A 24772-nucleotide genomic window follows, 5' to 3' on the forward strand; every position below is an offset into this window, starting at 1 on the left:
CGGAATGGACTGTTCCACCCCGGGCGCGGCCTTCTTCGGGGCATCGGTCATGGCGGGCGCCACGGCCTTCTTTGCTGCGGGCTTCTTGGCGGGCGCCGCCTTGCCGGTCGTCCCGGTCTTGGCCGGAGCGGCCTTGGCTTCCACGCTCTTGGCCGGCGCCTTGGGCGCGGGCTTGGCAACAGCGGCCGGCTTGGCTTCGGCCACGGGAGCCGGTGCCGCGAAATTCGGATGCACCACCTTGCCGTCGCGCGTCAGCACGGTCGCCTTGACCAGTTCGTCATCCCAGTTGATGGCGAGCTTCTTTTCCTTGGCATCGATCAGCGTGGTGAGGAAGGCGAGCAGGTTCCGCGCATAGAGCTGGCTGGCCGTGGTCGGGATGCGACCCTGCACATTGGTATAGCCGATGATCTTGACGCCGTTATGCTCGATGACCTTGCCCGGCACGGTGAGTTCGACATTGCCGCCACGTTCGGCGGCCAGGTCAACGATAACAGAACCCGGTGCCATGGACTCGACCATCGCCTTGGTGATCAGCCGCGGCGCCGGACGCCCCGGGATCAGCGCTGTGGTGATGACGATATCCTGCTTGGCGATATGCGTAGCGGTCAGTTCGGCCTGCTTGGCCTGGTATTCCGCGCTCATCTGCTTGGCATAGCCGCCGGCCGTCTCGGCCTGCTTGAATTCCTCGTCCTCGACGGCAATGAACTTGCCGCCCAGCGACTCGACCTGTTCCTTGGCCGCCGGCCGCACGTCCGTGGCCGACACCACGGCGCCGAGGCGCTTGGCCGTCGCAATGGCCTGCAGCCCCGCCACGCCCGCACCCATCACGAAGGCCTTGGCCGGACGCACCGTACCGGCCGCCGTCATCATCATCGGCAGAGCGCGGTCGAACTCGGCCGCCGCTTCCACGACGCCCTGGTAGCCGGCCAGGTTCGCCTGCGAAGACAGGATATCCATCACCTGCGCACGCGTAATGCGCGGCATGAATTCCATGGAAACGGCGGTAACACCGGCCTTGGCCAAGGCAGCCACATCCTTGTCATTGCCATAGGGATCGAGCGCGCCGATCACCAGCGCGCCCTTGGCGACGCCGCCCAGCGAAGCCGCCGTCGGGCGGCGCACCATCAGCACGACATCGGCGCTCTTGAGCGCCGCATCGGCACTGGCGGCGATGGTCGCGCCGGCTGCCGTATAGTCCTTGTCGAGAATGCGCGAACCCAGGCCCGCACCCTTCTCCACCGCAACGCTGGCGCCCAGCGCAATCAGCTTGCCCACCGTTTCGGGCGTGGCCGCAACGCGGTTCTCTCCCTCGAAACGCTCGCGGACGATCGCAATTTTCATGAAAGTCTCCTGCCCGCCTGCCCGACGGACAGGCTCGATTTAGCTGCCTGTATGCGCTGCGCGATCAGGGGATTGACAAGGAAATACAGGATGATCATCGAAACCGCCGCAACGATGATCGTCCACTTGATGGCGGTCAAGAAGCCATTATAGGTCGCCTCGTGCTGGGCGTAATCCATCGGCGATTCAACCTGTAGCTCGGAATGATGTTCGGGGCGGGTTTTGGCCATGTCGTCCTCAATAAGTCCATTCACACAAAGTCTGTCAGCCGAAAGTCGGCCTCACGGGCTGGTCGCTTCCAGTTCGTCGATCAACCCTTCGATCATCGACAGGCCAAGCGACCAGAATTGCGGGTCTTTGGCGTCCAGCCCGAACGGCGCCAGCAGTTCGGAATGGTGCTTGCTTCCGCCGGCCTTGAGCAGCTCAAAATAGCGCTCCGCAAAGCCCTCACTGGCCTTCTCATACTGTGCGTAGAGCGAGTTCACAAGGCAATCGCCGAAGGCATAGGCATAGACATAGAAGGGCGAGTGGATGAAGTGGGGAATATAGGCCCAGAAGATGTCGTAGCCCTCATTGGCGATAATGGCGTCGCCCAGCGATTCCTTCTGCACATCGAGCCAGATCTGGTTGATTTCCTCGGTCCTGAGCTCCCCCTGCCGGCGCGCGGTGTGCACCCGCCGCTCAAACGTATAAAAGGCAATCTGCCGCACCACGGTATTGAGCATGTCCTCGACCTTGGAGGACAGCAAAGCGAAGCGCTGCTTGGGATCGGTGGTGTTGTTGAGCAAGTGCCGGAAGGTCAGCATCTCCCCGAAAACGCTCGCGGTCTCGGCCAGCGTCAGCGGCGTATTGGCCAGGATCGGCCCCTGCTCCGCCGCCAGCCGTTGATGCACGCCATGCCCCAGCTCATGCGCCAGCGTCATGATATCGCGTGACCGGCCGAGATAGTTGAGCATCAGATAGGGATGCGCGCTCGGCACGGTCGGATGCGCGAAGGCACCCGACAGCTTGCCGTCCCCGGTCGGCGCATCGATCCAGCCCGAATTGAAGAAGGGCGAGGCCACTTCGGCCAGCTTGGGCGAGAACTTGCCATAGGCTTCCATCACGGTGGACACCGCGCTGTCCCAGTCCCAGGTCCGTTCGTCGCTGGTCGGCAGCGGCGCATTGCGGTCCCAGGCATTGAGCTTGTCCTTGCCGAACCACTTGGCCTTCATCTTGTAGTAGCGATGGCTGAGCCGCGGATAGGCGTCTTCTACCGCCTTTTTCAGCGCATCGACCACTTCGCGCTCCACCGAATTGGCCATGTGCCTGGAATCGGCAATGTCCTCATAGCCGCGCCAGCGGTCCGAGATTTCCTTGTCCTTGGCCAGCACATTGGTGATGTGGGTGAAGAGCCGGCTATTCTCCGCCAGCGTCTTGCCCAAGGCCTTGAACGCACTTTCGCGCTTCTTCTCGTCCTTCTCGCTGAGCAGATGCAGCGTCGATTCCATATTGAGCGTCTCGCCATCCACCTCGAATTCGAGGCTCGACAGCGTCTCGTCGAACAGCCGGTTCCACGCCGAATAGGCAGTCACCGACTTATCGTGGAACAGCTCCTCCAGCTTGTCATCGAGCTGATACGGCTTGGCCTTGCGCAATTCGGCAAACCAGGTGCGATAGCGCGCCAGCTCGGCATCCCCAGCGAAGGCGGCTTCGAGGTCCGCATCCTCGATCCGGTTCAATTCCAGTTCGAAGAACAGCACCTTGGTGGAAAGGTTGGTCAGCGCCTCATTGGTATCGCCCATGAACTTGGCGCGGTCCGGATCGGTCGACTTCTGCGCATATTGCAGGAAGGCGAACGAGCCGATGCGCCCGCTGAGATCGCCCAGCCTCTCGCTGTCCTTGATCGCAGCGATCAGCTTGCCGGCCTTGGTCAGCTCGACCAGCTTGCCCTTGTAATCGGCCTCGAACTGGCTCGCCAGCGCCTTGGCTTCCTCCAGCCCCGCCTTGAATTCGGGGCTGTCCTTGCCGGGATAGAGATCATCGAGGTCCCACACCGGCAGATTGCCGAGCTGGTTGTGGCCTTTCTGGGCGGTGGCGGTCATCTCTGAGTCTCCGGCTGGTCAAGTGCGGGCGGACCTTAGCCAGAGGGGGCCGCGCTGTGAAGGACGATCCTGTCAATTCGTCAGTCCAGCAGGCCCGCCTCGCGGCTCGTCTCCACCACGGTGGCGGGATCGCCGTCCACCGCCACTTCGATCAGCGGCACCAGCCGGTCGAGCATATAGTTGAGGCTCAGCGGCGTCGCGAAGGAGAACGCGCCCGAAAGCGGGAAATCCGCTACCACCTCCCGGCCCTGCCGGGCCGCTTCCAAGTGGTCGCGCATAGGCATGCCAGCGATCCTGGCCGGGTCGCCCGCCCCAACAATCCACACCACCAGGTCAGTGTCCAGCAGTGCCATCTGCTCTTCCGACAGCGGCACCCAGAATGCGTCGGGTTCGCCTGCCGCGTCGATCGCCGCCGGCGTCTTGAAGCCGAGCTGGCCGAGAATCTGCGCCCGCGTGTCGATCGAGTGATAGACGCCGAACTCGGTGACATTGAATGCCACCGCCGCTTCCATACCGGCCCAGTCGGGATGGCTGGCCGCCACATCGGCAAAGCGCTGCTCCAGTGCCGAAACAATGGCATCAGCCTTGTCCGCCTCCCCGACAATGCGGCCGATCGTGCGCGCCCGCACGGCCCAGGGCGTGCTGTAATCGGTATATTGCGCTTCGGCGGCGATGGTCGGCGCGATCTTGGACAGCTCGGCATACTGCTCCTCGGTCATGCCCGATCCGAGCCCTTCGATGACATCGGGTTCCAGCGCCGCGATCTGCTCGTAGCTGATATCCTTGAACAGCACCGGCTGGCCGTCGCCCAGCGCGTCCTGCGCCCACGGCCAGGCGGCGAACGGAAAATCGCCATACCAGTCCCGCGTGCCGACCGGCGTGACGCCCACGGCGAGATAATGATCCTGCCCGCTGAAAGTCAGCGTGACCACACGCTCCGGCCTGGTCTGCAGCGTGGTCGATCCGAACCGGTGCTCGAAGACCTGCGGAAACTCCTGGGCGATTGCGCCCCCATGCTTCCCAGTACGGCGATCAATACGGTCATTCGGCGAAGCAATGACATCGAACTCTCCATCAATTGTGGCGCTGCCCTCCAGCTCCCGTCTCGATGCCGATATATAATATGATCCATTGTATCAAGTTACATCAGCCGCCAGCTTTCCTGCCGCCAATTCCTTATGATTAATCCCCCCTTAACACCCCCCCGGCATCCTTCTCCCAAAACGGCACACGATTCGATGCCGCAGCAAAAAGACCGGAGTTGGCATGACGCGTGTTCTTATTGTGGATGATGATCCGGTTCAGTTGCGTCTTACCGCCGAGGTCGCCAACCGCGCCGGCTTCAAGCCGCTGACCGCCACTGGCGGCGAACAGGCGCTGTCCATCCTGCGCGAGGACCACAATATCGGCGCCATGATCCTCGATCTGGTCATGCCCGATCTCGACGGCATGGGTGTGATGGATGCTATGCGCCGCGAAGGCCTCACCACCCCGGTCATCATCCAGACCGCCAATGCCTCGCTCGAAACCGTCATCTCGGCCATGCGCAATGGTGCCGCCGACTATTTCGTCAAGCCGGTCGCGCCCGAGCGCCTCGTCATCTCCCTGCGCAACGCTATGAAGCTCGATGCGCTCGAAGCCGCCATCCGCTCCGAACGCGCCCGCCGCACCGGCACGTTCACGGTCAATGACATGATCGCCAAGGCTCCCGCCATGGGTCGCGTGCTGACCCTCTGCGCCAAAGCCGGCAAGTCGACAATTCCCGTGCTGATCGAAGGCGAGACCGGCGTCGGCAAGGAACTCGTCGCCCGCATCATCCAGGGTTCGGGCGATCGCGCCGGAAAACCCTTCGTCACGGTCAATTGCGGCGCCATCCCGCCAAACCTGGTCGAGTCGGTGCTCTTCGGCCACAAGAAGGGCGCCTTTACTGGCGCTGTAGCCGACCAGAACGGCAAATTCGCCGAGGCCCATAACGGCACCCTGTTCCTCGACGAGGTCGGCGAATTGCCGCCCGACACCCAGGTGAAGCTCCTCCGCGCTTTGCAGGAAGGCGAGATCGAGCCCGTCGGCGCATCAAAGCCCGAACGCGTCAATGTCCGCGTCATCTCCGCCACTAACAGGCGCCTGCTCAACCTCGCCAAGTCTGGCGAGTTCCGCGAAGACCTCTACTACCGCCTCAACGTCTTCCCCATCTATGTCCCGCCTTTGCGCGAGCGCATGGAAGACGTGCCGGCTCTGGTCGCCATGTTCATCGCCCGCTTCTCCGCCGAAGCCGGCAAGCGCGTGCTCGGCATTTCGCCCCCTGCCCTCGATCTGCTCATGGCCTATGACTGGCCGGGCAATGTCCGCCAGCTCGAAAACGCGGTCTATCGCGCCATCGTCCTCACCGACGGTGCCTTCCTAGAATCCGTCGATTTCCCGCAGATCGTCGCCCAGTCGTCCGGACGCGAAAGCGCCATCAAGGCCATCGAGCAGGTTCCGGTCCCGGCCGGCCCCGTTCATATCGACACCGCCCCGGCCCGCCAGCGCGCCATGGTGGAAGCAGCACCCGCCCCCGACCGCTTCCTCGCCCCGACCGGAGAAGTCGCCGCCCTGGCCGAAATCGAGCGCGCGGCCATTGTCTTTGCCATCGCCCATCACGGCGGCCGCATGTCGCGGGTGGCGAGGGCGCTCAAGATCGGCCGCTCCACGCTCTATCGCAAGCTGCACGAATACGGGCTGGCGGAAGAACTGATCAACGACGCGGCCTGAGCGCCGCCGTCATCCATCTGCCAACTCCGGCGAATCGGCTACTCTCCATCCGGGGCAGGAGCCAATCATGACAGCGTTGATCGAAGCTCGGGGCGTTTCCAAGCGCTTCCGGCAACACAAGCGGTTTCCCGGCCTGCTGGGTGCCTTCAAATCGCTGGTGACCACAGAATATACCGAAGTCACTGCCGTTTCCGATATCGGCTTCGATATCGCTGCAGGTGAAGCGGTGGGCTATCTCGGCCCCAACGGCGCCGGCAAATCCACCATGATCAAGATGATGACCGGCATCCTGGTGCCATCATCCGGCACACTCTCGGTGCTCGGCCGCACGCCGCATCTCGAACGCATGGCCAATGCGCGCGAGATCGGCGTCGTCTTCGGCCAGCGCAGCCAGCTCTGGTGGGACCTGCCTGTCATCGACAGCTTCACCCTGCATCGCCGCATCTACGACATTCCCGAAGCCCGCTACGCCGAGAACCTCAAGCGCTTCAGTGAACTACTCGATCTGACGCCCTTCCTTGACCGCGCCGTGCGCCAGCTCAGCCTGGGCCAGCGCATGCGCGCCGAGATCGTCATGTCGCTGCTGCACGATCCCAAAATCCTGTTTCTCGACGAACCCACGATTGGCCTCGATGTGGTCGCCAAGGATGCGGTGCGCAAATTCCTCGCCGAGATCAATCGCGAGCGCGGCGTCACCATCATCCTCACGACCCATGACCTGCAGGATATCGAGACCATTTGTCCGCGCCTGATCATGGTCGATCACAGCCGGCTGATCTTCGATGGCGAATTGCACCGCCTGCGCGCCGCTCTCGGCTCGGCCCGCCGCCTGACGCTGGAATTTGCCGCCGATCCCGGCCCACTCCCCCTGTCGACCGCCACGCTCACCGCGGACGAAGGCCTGCGCAAGCATTACCTGCTCGAGCGCGAGGAGGTGTCGCTGGTGCAGGTCCTGGGCGAAGTCGGCAGCGATCGCGGCCTCAAGGATGTCGCACTGCACGAGCCCGACATCGAGGAGGTGATCCGCACCTTCTACCAGCGCCGCAACGCGGCAGCAGTCGCATCATGACGGCCTATGCCGCCTTTGCCCGCAGCGGCTTCCTTACCAGCCTCGCTTATCGCAACGAGGTCTGGGCCAATATTTTCGGCAAGCTGGTGCAGGTCTTTGCCCGCGTCGCCATCTGGCTGGCCGTCTATGCCGGCGTCACCTCGGTCGATGGCATCAGCATTACCGACATGATCACCTATGCCCTGTTGGGCGGCGTGGTGATGGGCGCCACGCGCTATGATCGCATCGTGCGAGCCGTCGGCACTGCCCTCAAGACCGGCGATGTCGCGGTCTGGCTGCTCAAGCCCGTCCACTACCCACTCTACCTGCTGGCGGTGGAAGCCGGCATGTCGGCCTATACATTCCTGCTCGCCGTCATTCCCACCATAGTCGTCGTGGCACTGATCTATGGCATGCAGCCGCCGGCCAGCCTGTTTCATGCCGCCATGTTCCTGCCCTTCTGCGCGCTGGCCTTCCTCATCCATTTCCTGTGCGCTGCCATTTTCGGCGTGCTGGCTTTCTGGCTGATGACGGTCTTCTCGCTGGAATGGTTGCTGCAGAGCCTGATCGCCCTGCTGTCCGGCATGCTCGTGCCCTTCTGGTTCTTCCCTGAACCATTTGGCGCCATTGCCAGCCACCAGCCTTTGGCCTGGTTGGTCTACTATCCCTCGGCAGTCTGGCTGGGCCGCCTGGATGTCGGCCAGACCCTGCTCTATTTCGGCCTCGGCCTCGTCTGGACCGCCCTGCTCGCCGCCGCGCTGGCCCTGCTCTGGCGCAGCGCCTCCTCCCGCATCACCGTGCAGGGAGGCTGACCATGCTGCACCGCCTCTCCATCCTGCCACTGCTGGTCCAGATGTATGTCAAATCGCAGATGGAATATCGCGGCGCCTTCTGGCTCGACCGGCTGGCGCAGATCGTCTCCTATGGCGCCGTGCTGACAACCATCTGGATCCTGCTGCAGAAGTTCGAGCTGCTGGGCGGCTGGAACTGGCCGGAACTGGCTCTGCTGTTTTCCTTCCAGCTCCTCGCCTATGCCATGGGCGCCTCGGTGAGCTTCACCCAGTTGCGCGACCTCGAGGAACTGGTGCGCCTGGGTACGATCGACACCCTGCTCACCAAGCCGATCAATACCTGGGCCTACCTGATCTTTTCCGGTCTCAATATCGGCTATGCCGGCCACATCATCCTGGCCATTCCCGTGCTGGTCTGGGCGCTCATCGCGGCGCAGGTGGACTGGTCGGTCGGCAACACGCTGTTCTTTATCTTCAGCCTGTTGAGCGCCACCATGGTCACCGGCGCGGTCATCACCATGATCGGCGCGACCGCATTGATCTGGGTCCGCTCCAACCACCTCTTCGCCATCTTCTTCGGCTTCTGGGAACTGACACGCTACCCGCTCAACATCTTCCCTTCCGGCATTCAGGTGGTGATGCTGACAATCGTACCGCTGGCCTATATCAGCGCCGTGCCGGTGGCCGTGCTGCTCGGCAAGCCTGTGCCGCTGCTCGGCACCTTCGCCGCGCCAGTCGCGCTGCTGGCCGGCCCGATCCTCGTGCTGATCGCCATCGCCCACTGGCGCTACGCACTCACCCGCTACCAGGGCGCCGGCGGCTAGATTGCCCGGCACTACGCATTATCCCTTATGGGACTTGTCCCAATTGTGATTGCCGCAAGCCTGACCGATCTTGCGCGCCATTCCGTGGGAGGGGGCCCCATGAAATCCAGCTATCAGTTCCGGATCGACCCGCAGATGCAAAAGCAGGTCGATCTCGAGCACGAACACGACACGCTCGTCGTCCGCATCGCCTATCGCGTCGGCAATTCGGTGCGCCGCAGCGAGATTCGCTTCCCCGTCATCGGCACCTCCCGCTTCGAGCCCGATGCCCACGGCGTCCGCGTCATCTATCGCACCTGCCCCTTCCCCATTCTCCCCTGGCTGACCATCCCCCGCTCCCGCTTCTTCTGATCCAGTGGGTAGCCCGGCCGGTTGTGATCGGCCTGCGGTTGACGCGTCGTCCTTTGCTGATATATCAACGCATATCAAAAGGGAGGAGCCCAAGATGAAATCTGCGAATCTGTTTGGCGTCGGCCTTGTGCTGACCGCGAGTCTGATTGCCATGGTGCCGGCAATGGCCCAGCAATGGCCCGAGCGGCCGATCACGCTGATCGCGCCCGCCGGTGCCGGTGGTGGCACCGATGCGACCGCGCGACTTCTGGCACTGGGGCTCGAACAGCAGCTCGGCCAGCCCGTCAATGTCGTCAACCAGGGTCAGGGCGGCGGCGTTGTCGGCTTCACCTCGATTACAACCGCCGAGCCCGATGGCTACACCCTCGGCGTGATCTACAATTTTGCCCACTACAGCCCGATGGGCCAGGGCGATTTCGACGCCGCGGACATGACGCCGATCGGCCAGTTCAACTTCGATCCGGCGGGCTTCCATGTCCGCACGGAATCCGAATGGGCCAACGTCACCCAGGCGCTCGATGCCATCAAGGCCGATCCCGGCGCCTATGACATTGCCTGCGGCGGCGGCTGCGGCGGGTCCTGGCCGCTGGCCTTCGCCAGCCTGCTCAACACCTATGAGGTCGACCTGTCCCAGGTGCGGATGATTTCCGGCCAGGGTGCTGCGGCGGCTCTCCAGGAAATGGTGGCCGGCGGCTTCGACGTGGTGCCTAGTTCGGTGCCCGAAGCAGGATCGCTGATCGAGGCAGGTCTTGTGCGTGGCCTCGCCGTGTTCGGTTCGGAACGGCTCGCGGCCTTCCCTGATATCCCCACGCTTGAGGAAGAAACCGGTCTGGTACTCGAGCTTGGCGCGTGGCGCGGCCTGGTCGGCCCGGCCGGACTGCCCGAGGACGTGGTAGCCAAGCTCAAGACGGCGCTCGAAGCGGTCTATAACGACCCCGAGTTCCAGAACGCCATGACCGAGCGCGGCTTCGGCCTCCGCTGGCGCGACGCCGACGACTTCGGCGCCTTCATGGCCGAGGAAGAAACCAGCGTCCGTGAACTGGTTCGCGTTCTCGGTCTATAACGCGACCTGCGGCAAATCCCCGGCTCCGCCCATTGGGCGGGGCCGGTTGCCAGGTGCATGAAGGAGGAACGGCGATGCAACTCGGTCAACTGAGTGTCGCGGGTGGCTTCGGGCTGCTCGGCGCCACCATCATCGTCAACACTGCGAGCCTCCCGCCGGTGGCTCATATCGAGTTCGGTCCGGCACTGTTCCCCACGATCGTGGGCTGGGTCATGATCGCCCTTTCCGGCCTTGCTGCATTCGATGCCCTGCGCAGTCCTGCCGTCGAGACGGGCGCGGACGAGGATGAGCCTTCCGAGCCGCTCGACCACCACCGGATCATCCTCTTTGCCGCCTTTGGCGCAGCACCGCTGATCTACGTCGCCCTCGCGCCAATCCTCGGCTTCCTGCTGACCATGCCCCTCATCGTGGGCGGACTGGCCTTCGTCGCATCCGGCAAGCCGGGGCGTTCGATCCTGCTTGGCCTGGGACTGACGGCCTTGCTGCATATCGTTTTCTACCAGGTGCTGCGCGTCACCCTGCCATGGGGCGTGCTGACTGATTATGCGGGTGTTCTGACATGGAGATAATTGGTCAGGCATTTCTGCAACTGATGACGCCACAGGTTATGCTCATCATGCTCGGGGCCAGCGTCTATGGCCTGACCATGGGCGCCATCCCGGGCCTCAGCGCATCCATGGCCGTGGCATTGGTCATCCCGATCGCCTTCTTCCTCGATCCGGTGCCGGCATTGGCCGGCGTGGTGACACTGTCTGCCATGGCGATCTTTGCCGGCGACCTGCCGGGCGCCTTGCTCCGTATTCCCGGCACGCCGGCTTCTGCCGCCTATGTCGATGATTCCTACCTCATGGTGCGCAGGGGCCAGGGCGGGCTGGCTCTGGGCCTGTGCGTGATCTGCTCGGCCATTGGCGGTGTCGTCGGTGCGCTGGTGCTCATGGGTGCGGCCCCCGCCGTCGCCCGGATCGCGTTGCAGTTTTCCAGCTACGAAAAATTCTGGCTCGCCTGTCTTGGCCTGACGGCCGCCGTCGCCGTGAGCGGCGGCAAGTGGTATAAGGGCGGCATCAGCCTGATGCTCGGTCTTGCCATCGCCCAGGTCGGCCTCGATCCGGTTTCGGGACAGATGCGTCTGACCTTCGGAAACAGCAATCTCATCGGTGGCCTGGCCTTCATTCCGGTCCTCATCGGCATGTTCGCCATCCCCGAAGTGCTGCGCTATGCCCTGGCCCCGCGCGAAATCGCGCCGCCGCCGATCCAGGCACTCGGCAACCTGCTGGCCGGCGTCGGCTCGACGCTCCGCCGCCTCAAGGGTGACCTGGTGCAGGGCTCGGCGGTCGGTGTGGTGATCGGCGCCATTCCCGGTGCCGGAGCCGACATTGCCGCCTACATTTCCTACGCAATTTCGAAGCGTTTCTCCAAGGTCGGCGACGAGTACGGCAAGGGCGTTCCCGATGCGCTGGTTGCGGCCACGACCTCGAACAATGCCGCAGTCGGCGGCGCCATGATTCCGGCCACCGTCTTCGGCATTCCCGGCGACAGCCTGACCGCGATCATCATCGGCGTCTTCTTCCTCAAGGGACTCAATCCCGGGCCGACGGTCTTCATCGAGAATGCGCTGCTGATCAATACCGTGTTCATGGCGTTCTTTGTCGCCAATATACTGATGGTGCCGCTCGGCCTGCTCGCGACCAGTGCCTTCCAGCGCGTGATCCGCGTGCCGCGCTACATGCTGATGCCGGCGGTGCTGGCCTTCTGCATCATCGGTGCCTTCGCCGTCGAAAACACGCATTTCGCCATCGTCACCATGCTGATCCTCGGGCTCGTGGCCTTCGTGATGGAGAAGTATCAATATCCCCTGGCGCCGGCGATCCTCGGCCTGGTTCTGGGACCGATGCTCGAGGAGACGTTCCTCAATTCGCTCATCCGGGCGCGCGGAAACGTCCTGGCCTTTGTCGAGCGTCCGCTCTCCATGGGCCTGGCAGCGCTGACGCTCGTTATCTGCATCACACCCTTGGCCATGTTCATCTGGCGCAAGGCCCGGAGCACACGAACCGCATGAGCGCCGTTGGCTATCTGACCGAAAGTCTGGCGGATGCCGCCTTCCAGGTGATCGAGGAAAAGATCGTCACGCTGGAACTGGCGCCGGGCAGCCGGGTTACCGAGCGGGCATTGTGCGACCTGACCGGTTTCGGCCGCACGCCGGTGCGCGAGGCGCTACTGCGCCTGTCGCAGGGCTTCCTGATCGAAATCCTGCCGCGCAACGGCATCCTGATCGCGCCGATGGATTTCGAGGTGATCGTGATGACGCTCGAAGTGCGCCGCCATGTCGAGCGCCTGATCGTCGAGCGCGCCGCGCGCTATTCCGACGACCGCGACCGGCGCAAGCTCGATAGCCTGCGCGCCGCGTTCCAGGACGCGACCGATCGCGGGGACGCACTGGCCTTCATTCGCACCGACAATCTGCTGAACCAGACCCTCAATGCGGCGGCGCGGCATCCGGTCGCCACCAAGGTTGCCCAGCCATTGCACAGCGTCAGCCGGCGCATGGGCTTCGCGATCGGCCGGGCCAATGGGGCAGGCTTCGATGTGACGGGACCGGGGCATCAGCGGCTGATCCAGGCGGTGGTAGCGGGCGACGTGCCGGCCAGCCTCACGGCGCTCGATGAATTGCTCGACGCTGTCGATGCGCTCAAGCAGATCTATTCGGCGATGGGAGAACCGCGTGCCTTCTGATCCAGCCTCCGCACTCAGGCGCATCGCCTTATACGGCTCGGCCTTCGCCGACCGGCTGGATCAGGTGCAGGCTCTGCTGGGGGACGGCTTTGAAACCGTTCACGTGCCGGCCGATCTCGGCCAGGCCGAAACTGCGCAGGCGCTCGGCGACGCCTACGCCGTGATTGCAGTCAGCACGGTGGAAGGATTGCCGCTGCCGCAGGGCTTGAAGCTGCTGCAGGTGCCCGGGATCGGCTGGGACGGCGTCAAGGTCGAGCATGTGCCGGCTTCGGCCAGCATCGCCAATGTGGCGGGGCACGAGATCGCCGTTGCCGAATATTGCCTCGCCCAGATGCTCGACTGGTGCCACCGGCTGCGCGCAGCGGATGCGGAATTTCGCGCCGGCTCGTGGGCGCGCTCGAGCCGCTATGGCGGCGGGCCGCATCGCGAACTGCGCGGCTCGACAGTCGGCATCATCGGCTATGGCGGCATCGGCCGCGAGCTGGCGCGGATGCTGAAAGCCCTCGGCGTGCGCGTCGTTGCGGCCAATCGGAGCGCATCGGCATTCGACGACCTGGTCGATGCGGGCTTCGCCCTTGCCGATATCCCGGCAATGCTGGAGCAATGCAATTTCGCCATCGTCGCGGCAGCGCTGACGCCACAAACCGAAGGCCTGATCGGCCAGGAGGCACTCGAAGCGCTCGGCCCCGATGGCGTGCTGGTGAATGTGGCACGAGGCCCCGTTGTCGCCGAACAGGCGCTCTATGATTCACTTGCCGATGGGCGGCTGGGCGGCGCGGTGATCGACGTCTGGTATCGCTATCCCGACCGGCTCGACGCTGCCGACCGCGCGCCGTCGCGGTTCGATTTCGCGGCGCTGCCCAATGTGGTGATGACGCCGCACATCTCGGGATGGACAGAGGGCACCGCGTCCCGGCGCGTCGCCATCATCGCGGAAAACCTGCGTCGCGCGGCGGCCGGCGATCCACTGCTTAACGTCGTGGCCATGGGAACGCGCACCGCGTGATCGCAATCGGGCGACCGTTTTGGCGCGCCCTTTCAGGAGGAAAAAGAGTGTCGCTGCTGCCAGGGGGCGTCCATCCCATTATCTATGCCTTGTTCGATGCCGAGGGGCAGCTCGACCGGCAGGCCATGCGCCGCCAGGTCGAGGTCTGCATCGCGCAGGGTGCCGTCGGCATCGCCACGCTCGGCCTTGCCACCGAGGTGCGCTTCCTCAGCGATGCCCAGCAGCGCCAGCTTGTCGAATGGAATGTCGAAGACATAGCCGGGCGGGTGCCGCTCGGCGTGACGATCTTCGCACAGACGCCGGATGAGCAGATCGAGCGCGTTCATCATGCCGCCGCCGCGGGTGCCGACTGGGTGGTGTTGCAGCCGCCTGCCAGTGCCGTGGACGAGACGAGCCTGGTTGCCGCCTTTTCGCGCGTGCTCGAAGCCTCGACAATGCCGGCGGCCCTGCAGAACATGCCGCAATTCATCGGCGTGGGATTGGGCGTCGAGGCCATTGCCGACCTTGCGGCGCGACACAAGCGGCTCATCGGGGTCAAGCAGGAGGTTTCGGCAACCGAAACGGCCGAACTCGTCGCCCGGCTTGCGGGACGTGCGCAGGTCTTGTCGGGACGTGGCGGCATCGAACTTGTCGACTGCATGGCGGCGGGGGTCGCGGGAAATATTCCGGCGCCCGAATATGCCGACTACCTCGTCACGCTGTGGGATCATATGAGCGCTGGCCGCGAAGACGAAGCGCGCGACGTCTATCGGCGCATATTGCCGATAGCGACCTTCGTGCTGCAATCGCTCGAGGCGCTGACGACCTATGGCAAGCTGCTGTTCTGCCTGCGTTACGATATCGCCTTCCACCAGCGCGCCGGCGCCATGGCCCCTACCGCCTTCGGGCTGAAGGCACTGGAAGGCCACGCGCGCGGACTGGGGATCGACACCTCCAGCTGGCATGCGCAGCTGGCATCGGTTCTCGACACGCAAAACCAGGGCTCGCAGCAATGAAGATCACCGCGCTCAAGACCTATCTCGTCGCGCCACGCTGGCTGTTCCTCAAGGTCGAGACCGATGAGGGCATATCGGGCTGGGGCGAGCCGGTGCTCGAAGGCCATGCCGAGACGCTGGCGACCAAGATTTCCGAACTCGCCGATTTCGTCATCGGGCTCGACCCGCGCCGGATCGAGGACATCTGGCAGATGCTGTACCGCAATGGCTGCTATCGCGGCGGGCCGGTGCTGATGAGCGCGATTTCCGGGCTCGACATGGCGCTATGGGATATCAAGGGCCGCGCCCTCGGCGTCCCCATTCATGAACTGCTCGGCGGCCCAGTGCGCGACCGGGTGCGCACCTATTGCTGGATCGGCGGTGACCGGCCAGAGAACCTGATCGCGGGTGCATTGGCGCTGCGCGACAAGGGCTACGATGCCTGCAAGTTGAACATCTGCTCGGAGCTGCAGATCGTCGACAGCTACGCCAAGGTGGATGGCATCATCCGCAACCTGTTCGAACTGCGCGAGGCCGTGGGCACGAGCATGGACCTTGCCTTCGACTTCCACGGGCGCGTCCATGCCCCCATGGCCCGCGTGCTGCTCAAGGAACTGGAGCCGTTGCGCCCGATGTTTGTCGAGGATGCGGTGGTTTCCACCATGGTCGAGACCATGGCCGACCTGGCGCGCGCCACCTCGATCCCGCTCTGCATCGGCGAGCGACTGCACAGCCGCTACGACTTCAAGCGCGTGTTCGAGCTGCGCGCCGCCCAGGTAATCAACCCCGACACAGCCCATGTCGGCGGCATTTCGGAAATGGTGCGCATCGGCCATTGGGCCGAGGCCTATGACGTCGCCTTCGCGCCGCATTGCCCCCTTGGGCCGATCGCGCTGGCGGCCAGCCTGCAGGTTGACGCCATCTGCCACAATGCCTTCATCCAGGAACAGAGCCTCGGGATCCACTACAACCAGCAGGGCGATCTCGGCGACTACACCCTTCCCGGCCGCGGCTTCAGCTTCGCCGACGGCATGCTGGCGATCCCTCAGGGCCCCGGCCTGGGCATCGAGGTGGACGAGGATGCCGTCATCCACGCGGCCCAGACCGGCCACCGCTGGCGCGCCCCGGTCTGGCGGCACAAGGACGGCTCGATCGCCGAGTGGTGATGAAACGCCCGTGATGTTGTAGGCACGCGACGCGCCGTATCAGCCGTAATTGGCCAGCTCCTGCAGGCCGCGATGAAAGCGGCTGAGCTTGGCATAGAAATCCTCCAGGATATAGCGGATGTCGATAGTGTCGTAGACCTTGATCGGCCGGTTCTGGCCGGTATGGACATAGTTCATGTGGCTGGTGAATTCAGGCGCCGGCCGCCAGTCGGACACGCCGCCATTCGGATTGAGGATGACCGACAGAGCCGGTGTATCGCCGAGCGAGCGATGCTCGATCGGACCCGGATGGACTCGGAAATTCCAGTCGATCAACTGCTCGACGAGATAGTCGCCGATCGCTCCCTTGCCGGCGCAGCGTTCCTGCAGTTCGGCATAGCTCACCGCCATCATGCGGTAGACCGTGGACGGGATTTGCCAGACCTGGATTTTCGAGCGCATCACCACATTGGCGGCGGCGATGTCATTCATCAGGTTGAATTCGCGCCCGCCCACCGGCCAGACGCCACCGCCGATCCAGACGCAGATGACATTGCGCTCGTTGAGCCGTGGCTCCGTCAGCAAGGCCGAGGCCATGTCGGTCAGCGGACCGAGAAAAGCCACGTAGAGCGGCCGGTCGTCATCGGCCATGGCCTGGTCGATGATCATCTGCGCGCCGGGCGAGGGCACGGGCGTGGTCTCGTCGGGCAGCGCCGTCGCCGCGCCATTGGCCACCGGGATACGACCCGAAAGCTCCATGAGTTGGAGCAGCTTGTCGATCTCGGCCCGGCTATCCAGCATGCTGGTCTGCGAGCGATGCGCGCCGAAATGGGCGGCGATGATGCCGTGGAAATCGAACGTCGGCGTCAGCAGGGCATGAACGATGGTGAACTGGTCGTCGGCCTCGTTCTTGGCATCGGTATTGAGGATGAGGCGGGCGCGCTTTTCGCGGGGCAGCGTGGTCATATTTCCAACTCCGTCAGAATGAGCCGAACAGGGCTCTTTGCGCGATCTTCAGCGCGCCGATGGCGTCATGCTTGCTCTGGGCCTCCTTGAGCGCATCGATATCGAGGGCGTCGAGCCCCTTCGAGGCGGCCTTGAGGAAGTCGATGGCATGGTTCGCGGTCGCGACGCTGTCCTCGCGGAACGGGAACTGGTCGAGTTGCCAGACGCCCTCCCACTTGTTCTTGCGCAGCACGTAGAAGAATTCGAACAGCTCGATGGGATGCAGGCTCCCCGCGACCAGGTCATCGTCCCAGGAGCGGTAATTGTCGTTGACGTCCATGCCGAAAAGGCGGCCGTAATCGATAGCCATCTGGGCGGAATCGGCGGCCGACTCCCCGCCGAACAGGGCATGGCCGAAATCGAGCAGGATGCCGACATTGGGCAGGCCGATCTTCTCGATGCCGAGTAGCGTGCGGGCGAGCGAGTCGAAGCTCATATGCACGCGCGGCTCACGCGGCTTGTATTCGATGACGAATTTGAGGTCTGGATTCTCGCTGGCGAGCTGGCCGACGCCATCGAGTGAGTGCTTCCACAGCGTGCCGTGATCGACCTGGAACGGATAGTCCCACCCATCCTGGCCCGGCCACAGCTTGACATAGTCGGCATTGAAGAAGCGGACCACGTCGCAGGCTTCGGTGATCAGCTCATGGGCCCGGCGGCGCACCCCGGCATCCGGGTTGGTGAAGGCACCCTTGGCAAATTCGCGGGTGTAGATTTCGGGCGTGATGCCTATGACCCCGAGCCTGTTGCGGTCGAGCGCCGCCTTGATCTGGGCGTTGCTGAACGCCCCGCCGAAGAACGGATAGTTGATGTCCACGACCGAAAGGTCTTTCACCTGGCCGGCTAGGTCGATGGCCTCGATGACGCTGCGCGGCGCGCCATAGCCGTCGGTGGCGTAGCGATCGACATAGGTGGCGAAGTGCCAGATGCCGGCACCGAAACGCTGGCTGCTCATTGTTGTCCTCCATGGGTCGGCCCGTTCGGGGCTTGTATGTTCAAGGTCTGGGTGATGGCAGCGCTCCAGCGGGCGCGATGCGCGATGCGGTCGGCCTCGGCCATGGCGGGTTCGCAGCGGCCGGCGGCAGGCACCGGGGCCATGGCGACCCCAAGGCGGGCAAAGGCCAGGGCGGCCGCGCCGAGTGCGCTGACCTCGGGCGCCGCCGCCATGGCGACGGGCCGCGCGATGATATCGGCCTGGAACTGCATCAGCAGCGGATTGCGCGAGGCGCCGCCATCGGCACGCAGCTCGGCTATGGGCAGACCCATATCCTGCTCCATGGCACTAACCACATCGGCCACCTGGAACGCGATTGCCTCGATGGCCGCCCGCGCCAGGTGCGCCGGTTTCGTGCCCAGCGACAGGCCGGTAATGGTGCCCCTTGCATCGGAGCGCCAATAGGGCGCGCCAAGCCCGACCAGGGCCGGGACGAAGGCGACGCCATTGCTGTCGGGCACGCTCTCGGCAAGGGCGGACAAGGCGGCTGAATCGGCCAGTCCCAGCATGTCGGCCATGAAGGCGGCACTCTGGCCCGAAACCGAAATATTGCCCTCGAGCGCATGCGCAACCATGCCGCCCTGGCTCCAGGCGATGGTGCTGGACAGGCCGTGCCGCGACAGCACGCGGCCCGGCGTGAGGGCCATCAGTGACGTGCCGGTGCCATAGGTCGCCTTGACCATGCCCGGACTGCGCACGCCGTGGCCGAATAGGGCGGCGTGGGAGTCGCCGATCATGGCATGGATCGGGATGCCGGCCGGAAGCGCCGTAGCGCCGGCAGCGAGACTGCCGAAATTGCTGTCGGACGATCGCACCTCGGGCAACAGCGCCATGGGCACGCCGAACAGGTCCGCCAGCTCTTCGTCCCAGTGCAAAGCCGAGGTGTCGAAGAGCTGGGTCCGCGCGGCGTTGGAATGGTCGGTGGCGTGCATGGCGCCCGCCGTCAGCGACCAGAGCAGCCAGCTATCGACCGTACCGGCGCGCAGCTCGCCCCGCTCGGCGCGCCGGCGCGCGCCTGGAACATTGTCCAGCAGCCAGGCAATCTTGGCTGCGGGAAAGAGCGGATCGAGGGCAAGCCCGGTTTTCTGCTCGATCATCCCGGCATGCCCCTGCCCCCGCAGCGTCTCGCAGGCTGGAGCCGAGCGGCGACATTGCCAGATGATACAGGGGCCGATGGGCTCGCCCGTGGCCGCGTCCCAGACAACGATGGATTCGCGCTGGTTGGAGATGGCAAGGGCGGCGATCCCCGCGCTGCCGCCCGCCTTGGAGACAATTTCGGCGATCACCTGGCGCACGCCCTCGACCAAAGCCGTGGCCGATTGCTCAGCCCAACCCGGCTGGGGATAGGTCACCACATTGGGCACCGCGGCCTGGTGCAACACGCGTCCATCCGCGCCCACCAGCAGCGCCTTGGTGTTCGACGTGCCCTGGTCGATGGCGAGAATGCGGCCGGTCATGCTCATCACTTGCGGGCGATGGTCTGCCGCACGGCGTCGGCTATGCCGGTTTCGGTCAGGCCAAAATGCTCCATCAGCCATGCTGCCGAACCAGTTGGCACGAAACCGGGAAAGCCCATGATGCGCATGGGGACGGGCGTATTGGCGGTGACGATTTCGGCCACCGCACCACCCAGTCCGCCGCGCACCGAATGCTCTTCCACCGTGACGATGGCGCCGGTTTCGGCCGCCGCGAGAATGGCGGCCTCGTCGAGCGGATTGACCGTCGCCATGTTGATCACCCGCGCCGAGATGCCCTCGACCGCCAGCGCTCGAGCCGCCGCCACCGCGCGATGCACCATGGTGCCATTGGCGATGATGGCGGCATCATTGCCTTCCATCAGCGTCTCGGCCTTGCCGATTTCGAAGCGCGCATGTTTACGCGCCAGCGCCGGCACCGGCATGCGGCTGATGCGCACGAAGACCGGGCCATCCATGACCGCGGCAGCGCGAATGGCCTGCTCGGTCTGCCAGGGATCGGCCGGCACGATCAGCGTCAGGTTGTTGAACAGGCGCAGCCAGGCCATGTCCTCGATGGAGTGATGCGTCGGCCCCAGTTCGCCATAGGCGACGCCGCTTGACTGGCCGATCAGCTTCACATTGACATTGGAATAGGCAATGTCGGCCTTGACCTGTTCCATGGCACGGCCGGTGATGAAACAGGAAGCGGCCGACACGAAGGGCACCTTGCCGCCATTGGCCAGGCCCGCGCCGACGGCCACCAGGGTTTGTTCGGCAATGCCGACATTGACCATGCGCTCGGGCCATTTCTTCCTGAAACCGGCCAGTTTGGACGAGCCGACACTGTCGCTGACCACCGTGACGATGCGAGCGTCCTGCTCGGCCAGTGACTCGATGGTGGCGGCGAAACTGTCGCGGCAATCGAACAGGCCAGCTTCGGCCGGGGCTGCTGCACTCATCAAACCAACTCCGCCATGGCCTGCTCGTATTGTTCCTTGTTGGGCACGCCATGATGCCAGTCAACATTGTCATGCATGAAGCTCACGCCCTTGCCCTTGATGGTATTGGCGATGACGCAAAGCGGCTTGCCGCGGCCCTTCGGGCTGGCGCTGAGCATGGCCAGCAGTTGATCGGGATCGTGCCCGTCAATGGTTTCGACATGCCAGCCGAAGGCCCGCCATTTGTCGTCGAGCGGGTCGAGCGAGGCCGTCTCCTCGGTGCGCGCGCCCTGCTGCAGGCGGTTGCGATCGATGATAACCGTCAGGTTCTCGAGCTTGCGATGGCCCGCCGTCAGGGCCGCTTCCCAATTACTGCCTTCCTGCAATTCACCGTCGCCGGTCAACACGAAGGTACGGAAATCGGCGCCGTCCATCTGGCCGGCAATGGCGATGCCGGTGGCAACGGGCAGGCCATGCCCCAGCGGGCCGGTATTGGTTTCGACGCCGGGCAGGTAATTGCGGTTGGGGTGGCCATTGAGCCGGCTCTGCGGCTCCATATACGTCGTCAGCTCCGCCTCGGGGAAATAGCCGGCCGCCGCCAGCACCGCATAGAACGCGCCGGTGCAATGGCCCTTGCTCATCACGAAGCGGTCGCGCCCTGGATCGCCGGGCTTTGTCGGGTCGAAGCGCAGCACGCCGAAATAGAGGGCGGCAAGAATGTCGGCCGAACTGAAATCGCCGCCGGGATGGCCCAGTTGCGCCTCATAGACCATCTGGAAGCTGCGACGGCGGATCCAGAGGGCCTTGTCGCGGACAATCCTGGCCAGATCATTGGGCAGAGTGGTTTGAACCGGCGCGGTCGATAGCAAAGCGGGCCTCCAGGCGACAGCAGCGAGCCGGCGTCAGCGTCCGCGAGCGATGCTACCTGTGCGGGTTCCCTCGGGGCGCGGCAATGTGGGTCGCCGTCTCTTGTTTAGGCGGAAGCTATAATGCACTTTGTTTTCGCGCAATACGGAAAAGTTTCGATTTATGCGTTTTCCTTTCGATATCTTTTGGCGCTGAGAGTGATTTGCCGCGTTGAATCCGTTGCATTCCGGCGCCGCCGATGACAAACAGGATTGGCAGGCAGGGGCGGAAATGCCTCGTCATATTGGGGTGATGATGCAAAAGGGCGGGACGAACAGGCCCATTCGCGAGCGGATTGCAGCGTCCGATACCGGGCGCCCGCAATTGCTGGCCGAGCCGCGGCGCATGAAAATTCTCGAATGGCTGCAGGAAGAGGGCAGCGCACGCGTGCGCGACCTGTCCGCCGCCTTTGCCGTGTCGGAGGCCACCATAAGGCAGGACCTCGAGCGCCTCGACAGCGACGGCTATATCACCCGCGAGCATGGCGGCGCCTATCTCCGCTCCGTGCCGCAGCAGGTGCAGTCCATGACGCTGCAGCACGGCCAGAACATGGACAAGAAACTGCGCATCGGCATGGCCGCCGCAGCCTTGGTCGGTGACAGCGAAACCATCATCATCGACTCGGGCACCACCACCACGCAATTCGCGGAAAACCTCAAGTCCCGCCGCGATCTCAACATCATCACCAATGCGCTCAACATCGCGCTGATCCTCGGCGCGATCCCCACCAATACCGTTCACATGCCGGCCGGCCAGTTCAAGGCGCCGACCCTGTCGCTGAGCGGGGAGAAGTCGGCGGAATTCTTCGTCGGCATCTATGCGCAAAAACTGTTCCTGGCCACGGCAGGAATATCCTTCGAGGCCGGCCTCACCTATCCCGCCATCGGCGACATCTACGTCAAGCGCTCGATGGTCAAGGCGGCCTCGCATATCTACCTGCTCGCCGACTCGACCAAGATCGGCCGCGTCTCCTTCTCCGCCCTGGGCGGTGTCGAGATTGTGCACACGCTGATCACCGATAGCGGCATCCGCGACGAAGACCGCGCAGAATTCGAGCGTCGCGGCGTCGACGTCATCGTCGCGGTCTGAGTTTCGACTTCCATTTTTTGGTATTTGCGCCGCTGGTTGCCGCCAGGGGCATTGACATCGCATATTCTCAATCATATTCGTTAGAAATCGCAAGGAAACGAAACTAGTCAAAAACACCTGCGATGCGCGTCAGGGTATGCGCGAAGGCCCGAGGGAGGCTCTGCTCAACCAACAATTGCCCGCCATGACATCCGTGGCGGCGGCATTGACGAGCAGGCGTGCCAGCCAATGGGTCTCGGAAGCACCCAAACAAGAGACGGCTCGGCCGAGAGGGATCCGGGTCAGTCGAGGAGGACGTAACATGGCACGGCTTGGCCGATTTCTGATGGCGCCCCTGATGGGCGCGCTTCTGACCACCACCGCCTTTGCGCAGACGATGACCGATGTCGGCACCCCGCGCGCCGAAACACTGATCGTACAGACCTTCGATGGTCGCGCCGCCAACGCTTCGGCACAGAACCCGATGAATTCCTATGCCATCTGGCGCGGTTTCCGCGAACTCGGCTGGAGCTGGCTGTGGGAAATGGATACGGCCACCGGCCAGTCCTATCCCGAGCTCGCCGCCGGACCGGTCGAAGTGCTTAACGACGAACACACCCAGTTCCGGGTGAAGCTGCGTGAAGGCGTCTACTGGAGCGATGGCACCGAATTCACCGCCGCCGACGTGATCTATTCGCTCGATACCTATGTGAAATATCGCAGCCAGCTCGGTCGCGTGGCGGTGATCGCCAACTTCGTCAAGAGCTGGAAGCAGATCGACGACTACACGTTCGAGGTCGAAACGATCAATCCGTCCTACGACTTCCAGACGGTGATGGGCGTCTATACCTGGGGTTCGCAATTCGTCATCGTTCCCAAGCATGTCTACGAGCCGCTTGGCGACGATGTGGTGACCTTCCAGAACACCAATGCGGTGACGCTCGGGCCCTACAAGATCAAGGAATTCGATCCCAACGGCTCGTGGCAGCTCTGGGAACTCCGCGAAGATTGGGAACGCTCCGGCTGGGGCAATCTCGGCCAGCCCAAGCCCAAATTCATCCTCTACAAGGATTTCGGCGCCGAAGAGACGCGTGCCCTGGCTTTCGTGCAGAACCAGTACGATGTCGACACCTTCATGAGCCCCGACTCCATCGAGGCCGCCAAGGCGCGCAATCCCAATGTCGAGAGCTTCTCGCCGACCTTCCCCTATCACGATATGAACGACGCCTGCTCCTATGGCGTCTATATCAACGGCCAGCGGGCACCCTACGACAAGCCCGAGGTGCGCTGGGCCCTGGCGCTCGCCCTCGACATGCAGCAGGTCGGCATTTCTTCGATGAGCGGTCAGTTCAAGGCCGGGGCACTGCCGCTGGCCGATACGCCGATCACCAACCCGCTCTACTACGCGCCGCTCCAGTCCTGGCTCGAAGAGCTGACCCTGCCGGACGGCTACAAGCCCTACAACACCAATTTCGGCGCCGAACTGGCCGAAGCCCTGGCCGCGCAGGGCGTCGATGCCGCCCAGTTGCCCACGGGCGATGCCATCGAAACCGGCTTCGGCATGGGCTGGTGGAAGCATGATCCGGCGGAGGCGGCAAAGCTGCTGGAATCGGTCGGCATGAAGAAGGGATCCGATGGCTTCTTCGCCCTCGAAGACGGCTCGCCATGGGTCATCGAATTCGTCATTCCAGGCGACTGGAACAAGGTCATCCAGCGCATCGGCTTCTCGATCGCCGATAGCTGGCGCCAGGCCGGGTTCAACATCAATACCCGCCAGGTGGACAATGGCGAATGGACCACGGTCCAGAACACCAATGCCCGCAACCAGCTGATGATCAACTGGGGGCAGTCCTGCACCTATAACTCCAACTGGCAGAATTCCTGGCGTCAGTTCGCCGAGACCTATGTCCTGCCGCCCGACTCGACCGATGCGCTCAACGGCAACTTCATGCGCGTCACCGACCAGCGGATTTTCGACATCGTGGCCGACAGCGCCCAGCTGCCGACCGACGATCCGCAATTCCTCGAGAACGGCCGGCAGATCGCGCAATATCTCACGGAAGATATGCAGATGATCAATCTGATGAACATTCCGACGACGATCCCGACCAACAAGACCTATTGGACCAACTTCCCCAAGCAGGACAACTTCTACGCTGCGCCCTACACCTGGTGGAGTTCCTTCAAGCAGACGGTCGTCAATATCGAACCCACTGGCCAGCAATAAGCTGACCGAGGGCGAGGCAGCCCATGTCCTCCCGGGCTGCCTCGTCACTTTTTCTCCTTGAGGTTTGAC

Annotated in this window: 22 protein-coding genes and 1 pseudogene; 14 read left to right on the forward strand and 9 right to left on the reverse strand. The window is 63.8% G+C overall.

Translation table 11 applies throughout. The annotated features are described in order from the left end of the window. Positions 1 to 63: 63 nt before the first annotated feature. The 4 genes and pseudogenes from FPZ08_RS12125 to FPZ08_RS12140 all read right to left on the reverse strand — a co-directional run. Positions 64 to 1341: pseudogene (locus FPZ08_RS12125) on the reverse strand (Re/Si-specific NAD(P)(+) transhydrogenase subunit alpha); the annotation flags it as partial. Continuing rightward, on the reverse strand, positions 1338 to 1571 hold the full coding sequence (locus tag FPZ08_RS12130; RefSeq protein ID WP_146290265.1) for an aa3-type cytochrome c oxidase subunit IV: 234 nt from the start codon (positions 1569 to 1571) through the stop codon (positions 1338 to 1340). The gene FPZ08_RS12130 and the pseudogene FPZ08_RS12125, both read right to left, overlap by 4 nt. Positions 1572 to 1622: 51 nt before the next feature. Beyond that, a complete protein-coding gene (locus FPZ08_RS12135) occupies positions 1623 to 3425 on the reverse strand; it encodes a M3 family oligoendopeptidase (RefSeq protein ID WP_146290266.1) in 1803 nt (600 codons plus the stop codon). A gap of 80 nt (positions 3426 to 3505) precedes the next feature. Then, entirely contained in the window at positions 3506 to 4357 is an 852-nt protein-coding gene (locus FPZ08_RS12140; protein WP_186766969.1) for an ABC transporter substrate-binding protein, read from the reverse strand. A gap of 334 nt (positions 4358 to 4691) precedes the next feature. Between FPZ08_RS12140 and FPZ08_RS12145 the strand changes: the two genes are divergently transcribed. The 12 genes from FPZ08_RS12145 (at position 4692) to dgoD (ending at position 16129) form a co-directional block, all read left to right on the forward strand. Further along, positions 4692 to 6176: a sigma-54-dependent transcriptional regulator gene (locus tag FPZ08_RS12145; protein WP_146290268.1), complete on the forward strand. Its 1485-nt coding sequence runs from the start codon at positions 4692 to 4694 to the stop codon at positions 6174 to 6176. Between the two features lie 67 nt (positions 6177 to 6243). Then, positions 6244 to 7245 carry an ABC transporter ATP-binding protein gene (locus tag FPZ08_RS12150; RefSeq protein WP_146290269.1) on the forward strand — a complete coding sequence of 334 codons (1002 nt, stop codon included), beginning with the start codon at positions 6244 to 6246 and terminating at the stop codon, positions 7243 to 7245. Further along, a complete protein-coding gene (locus tag FPZ08_RS12155) occupies positions 7242 to 8036 on the forward strand; it encodes an ABC transporter permease (protein ID WP_146290270.1) in 795 nt (264 codons plus the stop codon). The genes FPZ08_RS12150 and FPZ08_RS12155 overlap by 4 nt, the downstream gene beginning before the upstream one ends. 2 nt (positions 8037 to 8038) lie before the next feature. Then, complete coding sequence (locus FPZ08_RS12160) at positions 8039 to 8839, forward strand: ABC transporter permease (RefSeq protein WP_146290271.1); 801 nt, start codon at positions 8039 to 8041, stop codon at positions 8837 to 8839. Positions 8840 to 8938: 99 nt separating this feature from the next. Further along, positions 8939 to 9190: a hypothetical protein gene (locus FPZ08_RS12165; RefSeq protein ID WP_146290272.1), complete on the forward strand. Its 252-nt coding sequence runs from the start codon at positions 8939 to 8941 to the stop codon at positions 9188 to 9190. Between the two features lie 94 nt (positions 9191 to 9284). Further along, positions 9285 to 10253, forward strand: a complete 969-nt coding sequence (locus FPZ08_RS12170) for a Bug family tripartite tricarboxylate transporter substrate binding protein (RefSeq protein ID WP_146290273.1) — start codon at positions 9285 to 9287, stop codon at positions 10251 to 10253. A gap of 74 nt (positions 10254 to 10327) precedes the next feature. Beyond that, complete coding sequence (locus FPZ08_RS12175) at positions 10328 to 10822, forward strand: tripartite tricarboxylate transporter TctB family protein (RefSeq protein ID WP_146290274.1); 495 nt, start codon at positions 10328 to 10330, stop codon at positions 10820 to 10822. A gap of 23 nt (positions 10823 to 10845) precedes the next feature. Continuing rightward, the gene (locus FPZ08_RS12180) at positions 10846 to 12309 is read left to right on the forward strand and encodes a tripartite tricarboxylate transporter permease (protein WP_246132638.1); all 1464 of its coding nucleotides are present in this window, start codon (positions 10846 to 10848) and stop codon (positions 12307 to 12309) included. Continuing rightward, positions 12306 to 12983: a GntR family transcriptional regulator gene (locus tag FPZ08_RS12185; protein ID WP_146290276.1), complete on the forward strand. Its 678-nt coding sequence runs from the start codon at positions 12306 to 12308 to the stop codon at positions 12981 to 12983. The genes FPZ08_RS12180 and FPZ08_RS12185 overlap by 4 nt, the downstream gene beginning before the upstream one ends. Further along, positions 12973 to 13989 (forward strand): 2-hydroxyacid dehydrogenase, encoded by a 1017-nt coding sequence (locus FPZ08_RS12190; protein WP_186766970.1) that lies wholly within the window; start codon positions 12973 to 12975, stop codon positions 13987 to 13989. The genes FPZ08_RS12185 and FPZ08_RS12190 overlap by 11 nt, the downstream gene beginning before the upstream one ends. Positions 13990 to 14036: 47 nt before the next feature. Then, positions 14037 to 14984, forward strand: a complete 948-nt coding sequence (locus FPZ08_RS12195) for a dihydrodipicolinate synthase family protein (protein ID WP_186766971.1) — start codon at positions 14037 to 14039, stop codon at positions 14982 to 14984. Next, positions 14981 to 16129, forward strand: a complete 1149-nt coding sequence (gene dgoD / locus FPZ08_RS12200; protein ID WP_146290279.1) for a galactonate dehydratase — start codon at positions 14981 to 14983, stop codon at positions 16127 to 16129. Before FPZ08_RS12195 ends, dgoD begins: the two co-directional genes overlap by 4 nt. 39 nt (positions 16130 to 16168) lie before the next feature. Here the strand turns inward: dgoD and FPZ08_RS12205 are convergent, their stop codons facing one another. From FPZ08_RS12205 to FPZ08_RS12225, 5 genes are read right to left on the reverse strand one after another with little or no spacing between them, the layout of a single operon-like run. After that, positions 16169 to 17074: a nucleoside hydrolase gene (locus tag FPZ08_RS12205; protein WP_146290280.1), complete on the reverse strand. Its 906-nt coding sequence runs from the start codon at positions 17072 to 17074 to the stop codon at positions 16169 to 16171. A 13-nt stretch (positions 17075 to 17087) separates the two neighbouring features. Next, complete coding sequence (locus tag FPZ08_RS12210) at positions 17088 to 18068, reverse strand: sugar phosphate isomerase/epimerase family protein (protein WP_146290281.1); 981 nt, start codon at positions 18066 to 18068, stop codon at positions 17088 to 17090. Then, positions 18065 to 19564: an FGGY family carbohydrate kinase gene (locus tag FPZ08_RS12215; RefSeq protein ID WP_210246790.1), complete on the reverse strand. Its 1500-nt coding sequence runs from the start codon at positions 19562 to 19564 to the stop codon at positions 18065 to 18067. The genes FPZ08_RS12210 and FPZ08_RS12215 overlap by 4 nt, the downstream gene beginning before the upstream one ends. Before the next feature lie 5 nt (positions 19565 to 19569). Beyond that, the gene (locus FPZ08_RS12220) at positions 19570 to 20523 is read right to left on the reverse strand and encodes a transketolase family protein (RefSeq protein ID WP_146290283.1); all 954 of its coding nucleotides are present in this window, start codon (positions 20521 to 20523) and stop codon (positions 19570 to 19572) included. After that, on the reverse strand, positions 20523 to 21371 hold the full coding sequence (locus FPZ08_RS12225) for a transketolase (RefSeq protein ID WP_246132639.1): 849 nt from the start codon (positions 21369 to 21371) through the stop codon (positions 20523 to 20525). The genes FPZ08_RS12220 and FPZ08_RS12225 overlap by 1 nt, the downstream gene beginning before the upstream one ends. A 268-nt stretch (positions 21372 to 21639) precedes the next feature. Between FPZ08_RS12225 and FPZ08_RS12230 the strand changes: the two genes are divergently transcribed. Both FPZ08_RS12230 and FPZ08_RS12235 read left to right on the forward strand, forming a co-directional pair. After that, positions 21640 to 22497, forward strand: a complete 858-nt coding sequence (locus FPZ08_RS12230) for a DeoR/GlpR family DNA-binding transcription regulator (protein ID WP_246132640.1) — start codon at positions 21640 to 21642, stop codon at positions 22495 to 22497. Between the two features lie 301 nt (positions 22498 to 22798). After that, positions 22799 to 24703, forward strand: coding sequence for an ABC transporter substrate-binding protein (locus FPZ08_RS12235; RefSeq protein WP_186766972.1), 1905 nt, complete (start codon positions 22799 to 22801; stop codon positions 24701 to 24703). The last annotated feature ends 69 nt before the right edge of the window (positions 24704 to 24772 follow it).

The organism is Devosia ginsengisoli (assembly GCF_007859655.1).
GTDB lineage: Bacteria > Pseudomonadota > Alphaproteobacteria > Rhizobiales > Devosiaceae > Devosia > Devosia ginsengisoli.